The organism is Paracoccus laeviglucosivorans, assembly GCF_900182695.1.
GTDB classification, from domain to species: Bacteria; Pseudomonadota; Alphaproteobacteria; order Rhodobacterales; family Rhodobacteraceae; genus Paracoccus; species Paracoccus laeviglucosivorans.
The window spans coordinates 62977-69621 of sequence record NZ_FXTK01000020.1; the positions used below are offsets into that span (position 1 = coordinate 62977).

Annotated in this window: 7 protein-coding genes; 3 read left to right on the plus strand and 4 right to left on the minus strand. The window is 62.0% G+C overall.

Going from position 1 to position 6645, the window contains the following annotated elements; all coding sequences use genetic code 11:
• Positions 1-364 precede the first annotated feature (364 nt).
• From FN835_RS17125 to FN835_RS17135, 3 genes are read right to left on the minus strand one after another with little or no spacing between them, the layout of a single operon-like run.
• Complete coding sequence (locus FN835_RS17125; RefSeq protein ID WP_142664454.1) at positions 365-1522, minus strand: SAM-dependent methyltransferase; 1158 nt, start codon at positions 1520-1522, stop codon at positions 365-367.
• Positions 1522-2298 carry a DUF1365 domain-containing protein gene (locus FN835_RS17130; protein ID WP_246098785.1) on the minus strand — a complete coding sequence of 259 codons (777 nt, stop codon included), beginning with the start codon at positions 2296-2298 and terminating at the stop codon, positions 1522-1524. The genes FN835_RS17125 and FN835_RS17130 overlap by 1 nt, the downstream gene beginning before the upstream one ends.
• Before the next feature lies 1 nt (position 2299).
• A complete protein-coding gene (locus FN835_RS17135) occupies positions 2300-3577 on the minus strand; it encodes an NAD(P)/FAD-dependent oxidoreductase (RefSeq protein ID WP_142664455.1) in 1278 nt (425 codons plus the stop codon).
• A gap of 217 nt (positions 3578-3794) precedes the next feature.
• Between FN835_RS17135 and FN835_RS17140 the strand changes: the two genes are divergently transcribed.
• The 3 genes from FN835_RS17140 to FN835_RS17150 are packed head-to-tail and all read left to right on the plus strand — an operon-like array spanning position 3795 to position 5719.
• On the plus strand, positions 3795-4349 hold the full coding sequence (locus FN835_RS17140; protein ID WP_142664456.1) for a sigma-70 family RNA polymerase sigma factor: 555 nt from the start codon (positions 3795-3797) through the stop codon (positions 4347-4349).
• Positions 4346-4981 carry a ChrR family anti-sigma-E factor gene (locus tag FN835_RS17145; RefSeq protein WP_142664457.1) on the plus strand — a complete coding sequence of 212 codons (636 nt, stop codon included), beginning with the start codon at positions 4346-4348 and terminating at the stop codon, positions 4979-4981. Before FN835_RS17140 ends, FN835_RS17145 begins: the two co-directional genes overlap by 4 nt.
• Positions 4982-4984: 3 nt before the next feature.
• A complete protein-coding gene (locus FN835_RS17150) occupies positions 4985-5719 on the plus strand; it encodes an SDR family NAD(P)-dependent oxidoreductase (protein WP_142664458.1) in 735 nt (244 codons plus the stop codon).
• Between the two features lie 4 nt (positions 5720-5723).
• Here the strand turns inward: FN835_RS17150 and FN835_RS17155 are convergent, their stop codons facing one another.
• Positions 5724-6128, minus strand: a complete 405-nt coding sequence (locus FN835_RS17155) for a DUF2177 family protein (protein ID WP_142664459.1) — start codon at positions 6126-6128, stop codon at positions 5724-5726.
• Between the last annotated feature and the right edge of the window lie 517 nt (positions 6129-6645).

A 6645-nucleotide genomic window follows, 5' to 3' on the forward strand; every position in this document is an offset into this window, starting at 1 on the left:
CCGATAAGACGACCTGAATTAAGCAAACCAGCTTCTGCTGATATGTCGCATAAAAATTTGATTCGGGATAGCGGATTATCGCCGAAAAAGCTTGGGGTCGGCTAAAGCTGTTGACTTGTGCAATTTCCGGGAAAGTAAAGGCGACGGTATTTCGATCAGCAGGCCTGCAACGCGCGACGCGTTATTACAGGACGAAGATCTGAGTTATCTGATGCCAGTGTCTAGGCTCGGGCGTTGATCAGCCTATCTGATTGGGCGACTGTGAACGGTCGATGCAGACCCGTCCGTTGGCCCATCGGCACTTTCCGACGCTTTCAGCACGTCTCGGCAAACCTATTCCGAAACGAACACGACCTTTCCCGCGTCACGCATGGGACAGCGTGACCTGAACCACATCGGTGCGCTTTGTCGCGAAGGTCGCGGCGCAGGCTTCCAGATAGTATTGCCAGGCCCGGATAAAGCGTTCGTCATAGCCATATCGGCGGATGCGGTCGCGTTCGGCCAACATGCGCTCGGCCCATATGCGGCAGGTGCGGGCGTAGTTGTTGCCGAATGCAAAGGTATCGCGCAGCACCAGTCCGGCGCGGGCGGCTTCGCGGACGATCACGGCATTGCAGGGCAGCATTCCGCCCGGAAAGCTGTGCTGGCGGATGAAATCCGACCGTTTGCGATAGACCGAAAACTCGGCGTCCGGGATGGTGATGGCTTGCAGGACGGCGCGACCGCCTTCGGCCAGCCGCGCCTTCAGCGTGGCGAAATAGATCGGCCAATAGCGTTCGCCGACCGCCTCGATCATCTCGACCGAAACGATATTGTCAAAGCGCCCCTGCACATGACGATAATCCTGCAGCCGGATCTGGGCGCGTCCGTCCAGCCGCGCGTCGGCATAGCCTTTTTGCTGATGCGACAGGGTCAGGCCGGTCACCTGCCGTCCGCGATCAGCGGCCGCCTCGGCAAATCCGCCCCAGCCGCAGCCGATTTCCAGCACCGTTTCACCCGCGCCAAGTTGCGACAGGATGCGGGCGTTCTTGCGGCGCTGTGCCTGTTCCAGATCATCGTCGCCCGGCGCGAAAAGCGCCGATGAATAGGTCATGCCGCGATCCAGCCAAAGCTGATAGAATTCATTCCCGACATCGTAATGGGCGCGGATGTTGCGGGACGAACCGCGCAGGGTGTTCAACCGCACGACCCGATCGGTGATCTGCATCCGCAGCCGCGACAGGATGCCGGCATTCGCCCATTCTGACAGATGGTCAAGGTTGCGGATGGCTAGCGTCAGCAATGCCTCAAGCGAGGGTGTGGACCAGTGGCCGTCGATCCAGCTTTCGCCCAGACCGACATCCCCGCGCGCGGCCATGCGCGGCAGGAACGCCCAATCGTGGATGTGCAGTTCGACCTGTTCGCCTTCGTCACCGAAATGATGGACATGCCCTTCGGGTGTGGTCAGGCGCAGGCGGCCGTGACGGATCCCCTGAAGCGCGGTCAGAAAGCGTCGTTGCATGATGCGAGTGGCAAGGCCCATCAGCTTACGTCCTTATCGGGTGGGGCGGGCACGGGCCGATAGGCGGCCCCCTTCAGTTTCAGGCGAAGCGCGTTCCAGTAGATCAGCGCCAGCACCCGCAGGCTTCCACCGGGGCGACGCAGGCAGGCACCGATTGCGGTGGCGTTCGTAAACGGGCGCAGCGCGCCGGACATCGCGGCATCCAGCCCTTTGTCGCCGTCGATCTGCGATATGCGAATGGCGATGTGATCAGGCGTAAGCCGGAAGGCGAAACGGTATTCCCCCGCCACGTCCTGAAAGGGCGAGACGTGGAACAGCTTATCCGTGCATATGATGTCGTTGCGACCGATCGGAGCAAAGCCCGGATTGGCGCATAGATAGGAATGGCGCTGGCCAAAGGTGTTGTTCACCTCGGCTATGGCGGCCATGATCTGGTCGCCGCGCAGAACCAGCCAAAAGCTGACCGGCGTGAACCAGTGACCCAGCAGGCGAGGTTGGGTCAGCAATGCCATCACCATGCCCGGCATCCGCTGAAAGCCCGCCTGTTCCAACTGCGTCCAGGCCCAGGCTGCGCCTGCGCCCTGTCCGCGCGGCCCGCCATGGTCGCGATCGTGAATGGCGAACAGGTTGAAGCGGTTCACCGAGAAAAGCCCGGATCCCAAGGCCGTTTCGGGGGAAAGCAGCAGATATTCGACCTTGTATCGGAAGGCGTGCCGAAGCGCGCCGCGTCTTGCATGGGTGACATCCGCCGCCATGTGCAGCACCTGTCCCCGATCAAGGCGTTCGGCAAGCGTCATATCACACCTGCGCAGGCAGCAACTGCCGGGCGATGCGCACCGCGCTGGCAAAGCCGTCTTCGTGGAACCCGTTTCGCAGCCACGCCCCCGCGAACCAGCTTCGATTTTCGCCCTGCATCGCGGCGATGCGGGTCTGGGCCGCAATCGCGCCGTGATCGAATACCGGGTGGTGAAAGGTGGTCTGGTCGTGGATCAGGTCGTCGCGGATCTGAATTTCGGGGTTCAGGGACACGAACAGCGGGGTGCTTTCGGGGATATTTTGCAGCCGGTTCATCCAATAGCTGACGCCGACCGCCGCGCCCCCGGCGGTGTTCGTATCCGCGCGATAGACCCACGAACTCCAACAACGGCGTCTTTTGGGCATCACTGACGGGTCGGAATGCAGCACCGCATGGTTGGGCTGAAACCGGATCGCGGAAAGCGCCGCATGTTCCTGAGGTGACGGATCGGCCAGCATCTTCAGCGTGACATCGGCATGGGTCGCAAAGACGACCTGATCATAGGCATCGCCGACAAAATCATCGCCGCGCAGGGTCACGCCGCTTTTGGCGCGGGTCACCGACCGGACGGGCGCGCCGGACCGCAGCTTGACGCCCGCCCGTGTCAGCGCGTCCTCGAGCTTGCGGACATATGTGATGCTGCCGCCTTCGACGGTCCACCACTGATGCTGACCACCCGCCGACATCAATGCGTGATTGCGCATGAAGCGGATCAGCGCCTGCGCCGGAAAAGCACCGATGCCGCTGGCCGGAGTGGACCAGATCGCGCCGCAGATCGGGAACAGGTAGTGATCGCGAAACCGTTGCCCCAAGCCAAGCCGGTCCAGCAGCTCCTGGATCGTCAGATCGGGATTGGCGGCGCTGGTCGCCTCGGCCTGATCGTTGAAGCGCAGTATGTCGCGAACCATCAGGTGAAAACCGGGCGAGATCACGTTGCGCCGCTGGCCGTAAAGCGAATTGCCCGACCGCAGCGCATATTCCAGCCTGCCGCCGTCCAATGACACGCCAAAGCTCATGTCGCTGCGCTGAACGGGCACATCAAGATCGCGGAACATCGCCGTCAGATGCGGATAATTGGCATAATTGAAGACGATGAACCCGGTATCCACCGGCTGATTGCCCACAACCACCGTGCGCGCATGGCCGCCAAGCCGGGGCGCCGCCTCATACAGCGTCACGTCGTGATGATTGCGCAGCAGCCAGGCTGCCGAAAGCCCGGCGATGCCGCCGCCGATGATGGCGATGCGTTGCGGCGCGCCGCGCGTCAGATCGAAGGGCATGAACATTCCCGCGTTTCTTCATCAACCAGCATTACGCAATCTGGGTCGTCACGGATCACTTTGCGGGAAAATTTTTGATCCGCTGACGGCTGGGCGGCGTAGCACTGTCATGACAACGCGGGATGATACCTTGGCAACTGCCGCACACATTTCCGACCGGGGGTTGCACTGCTGCTCTGGGGCGGGTCAGATCGGCCCGACACCAAAGGACGGACCAATGACCACCTCCCCGCTATCGGAGATGACCGAGGCGCTGATAGCCGTCCGCGATCACCGCGACCGCGAGGCGTTCGGGCGGCTGTTCGATCACTTTGGCCCCCGGTTAAAGGCAATGCTCATCCGCTCGGGCCAGCGCGACGGCGCAGCCGAAGACATCGTGCAGGATGTGATGCTGGTGGTGTGGAACAAGTCGGCGCAATTCGATCCCCACAGGGCCGAGGCAGGCGCATGGATCTATCGCATCGCCCGCAACCGCCAGATCGACCTGATCCGCCGCCGTGCCGTCCCGCAACCCGATCTGCTGGCCGAGCCGCCGGGCGCCAATCCCGATCCGGCACAGATTCTGGCTTTGGCCGAAGAAACCCGACATCTGCGCGATGCCCTGTCACGCCTTTCGGCGGAACAGCGGCAGGCGCTGGAACAATCATACCTAGAGGACCTTCCCCACAGCCGGATCAGCCAGCTGACCGGCCTGCCCGTTGGCACGATCAAGTCCCGCATAAGGCTTGGGCTTGAACGGCTTCGTCACGAGCTGAGGGATCTGCAATCATGACCCCGATTTCACATCACATGACCGACGACATTCTGGCCGATTATGCCGATGGACGTCTGGCGCAGGCTTTCGCCGTCGTCGTTGCGGCACATATCTCGATCTGCGACGAATGCCGCGCGCGCGTCGAGGCGGCCGATACGCTGGGCGGAGTTCTGTTGCAGGACAGCGATGGGGTCGCGATGTCGGCCGACCGCCGCGACCGCATGATGGCGGCTTTGGATCAGCCGGTTCATGACCCGATCGCGATTGGCCCGTCGGGCATTTTTCCGGGTGCGGTCATGCAGGCACTGAACGGCAACCCACCGCGCTGGCGGATGCTGGGCGGTGGTATCCGTCAGCAGATCCTGATCGACGACAACAAGGGCTCGTTGCGTCTGTTATACATCCCGCCGGGGCGTGCCGTGCCCGAACACGGGCATCAAGGCATCGAAATGACCCTGGTTCTGCAGGGCAGCTTTTCCGACAGCGCGGGACGCTTTGGACGCGGCGACGTTGAGCTGGCCCATGATGACGTCAATCACCAACCCATTGCCGATCCGGGCGAGGCGTGCATCTGCCTTGCGGCGACCGATGCGCCCTTGCGTTTCAACGCGCTGATCCCCCGGCTTTTGCAGCCCCTGTTCAGGATCTGAGCGATGACCGATTTCGCGGGCAAGCGCATCTGGATCATCGGTGCCAGCAGCGGCATCGGCGAAGCTCTGGCGCGCGCCTTTGCCGCCGAAGGGGCGCGGCTGATCCTGTCGGCACGCAACGAAGCGGCGCTTGATGAACTGGCGGAAAAATGCGGCGGTGCAAGGGTCATCGCCTTGGATCTGGGTCAGTCCGGGGCGCTGGCTGACGCGATCAGCCGCCTTGATCCCGATCCGCTGGATGCCGTCATCTGCACGGCGGCCATGTATGAACCGACGCGCGTTGCCGCGATCGACCCGGCCGTGGCCGAGCAATTGGTCCGCGTCAATGTGCTTGGCATGATCGAGGTCGGGCGGCTTTGCCCCAAGCTGTTGCGCAATGGCGGGCAGCTGGTCCTGTTCGGCTCGGTCGCGGGCTATGTCGGTTTGCGCGGCGGCCAGCCCTATTCGGCAACCAAGGCTGCGGTGAACAATCTGGCCGAAACTCTGGCCGTTGAGCTGTCGCCCGCGATTGATGTGCGGCTGGTCTGCCCCGGCTTTGTCAGATCACGCCTGACCGACAAGAATGATTTCAAGATGCCCGCGATCATCTCCGCAGACGAAGCCGCCAGCCATGTTCTGCGCGGGTTGAAAAGGCGCGGGTTCGAAATCCATTTTCCCAGGCGTTTCACGCTGGCGATGAAGCTGCTGCGGATGCTGCCCTATGCGCTGTCACTAAAACTGACCCGCCGCCTTGGCTGACCCATCAGGTCAGCTTACCGCTTAGGACCGCGACCCCGAACCATGCCGAAAAGCCCGTCAGCACGGTTCCCCATGCCAGATCGGCGGCCACCTGTTCCAGCGACCAGTCGCGCAGGGTGGCATAATTGGTCATCTCATACGTGCCGTAGCATAGAAATCCCAAGACCATGCCGCCGATCAGGGCTTGCAGCGGCGCGCTCTCCTTTAGTGCGGGAACCGAGACGAACCACAACAGCCCGGCGACATAGGCCATGTAAAATACCGCCGCCGGCCCAAGCCGCAACGGCGAAGCCAGCAAGTGCCCGACATGACGGTCAAAGACCGGGCGGATCAGGAAATTGATGCCAAGCATGTCCAGCCCCAGAAAGGCCACGACCGTCACGGCATAAAGAACTAATATCTGTGTCATCGCACCCCCCTGTGTCATTCCTATACGCAGCAGGGGATGGGACCGATCATATTTTGTTGGTGTCAGGCCGCGCCGGTTTGAACAGACCTGCCCTGATGGGCGTGGATCATGCTTGTCGCCGCCTAACGAACCGTTTCGCCTGACTAGGGGGGCTGCGCTGATCCCGCGTGATGAGGTCGGCTTAACGCCTTGGCGCATTCCGACGATCTGGATGTGCATGGGCTGAACTCGCAGGACAAGTCGTGCGGGTGGTTTTCGCGAATGGCCGGTGTTCGGCGAAGGGTCGGTCGATGGATCTGAAAGTTTCTGCTGGTGCCGGAAGGGCAAGGCCCCTGCGCGCCTACTGAACCATCCCTGACAAGACACTTTGGAAAAGCTGCCAAGGCCGCTGAACTGGCGCATGACAGCCCTAGGCAGGCTGGTGTTTTTGCGCGCGCACTTCATCGGCTATGGCGTGCAGCATATCCGACGGTTGCTGGCCGATGATGCTGTAACCGACGCCGTTCGCGACCCATGC

Excerpts from the sequence above, each read along its gene's own strand:
- FN835_RS17125 (WP_142664454.1), bottom strand. The coding sequence starts at position 1,522 with ATGGGCCTTGCCACTCGCATCATGCAACGACGCTTTCTGACCGCGCTT.
- FN835_RS17130 (WP_246098785.1), bottom strand. The coding sequence starts at position 2,298 with ATGACGCTTGCCGAACGCCTTGATCGGGGACAGGTGCTGCACATGGCG.
- FN835_RS17135 (WP_142664455.1), bottom strand. The coding sequence starts at position 3,577 with ATGCCCTTCGATCTGACGCGCGGCGCGCCGCAACGCATCGCCATCATC.
- FN835_RS17140 (WP_142664456.1), top strand. The coding sequence starts at position 3,795 with ATGACCACCTCCCCGCTATCGGAGATGACCGAGGCGCTGATAGCCGTC.
- FN835_RS17145 (WP_142664457.1), top strand. The coding sequence starts at position 4,346 with ATGACCCCGATTTCACATCACATGACCGACGACATTCTGGCCGATTAT.
- FN835_RS17150 (WP_142664458.1), top strand. The coding sequence starts at position 4,985 with ATGACCGATTTCGCGGGCAAGCGCATCTGGATCATCGGTGCCAGCAGC.
- FN835_RS17155 (WP_142664459.1), bottom strand. The coding sequence starts at position 6,128 with ATGACACAGATATTAGTTCTTTATGCCGTGACGGTCGTGGCCTTTCTG.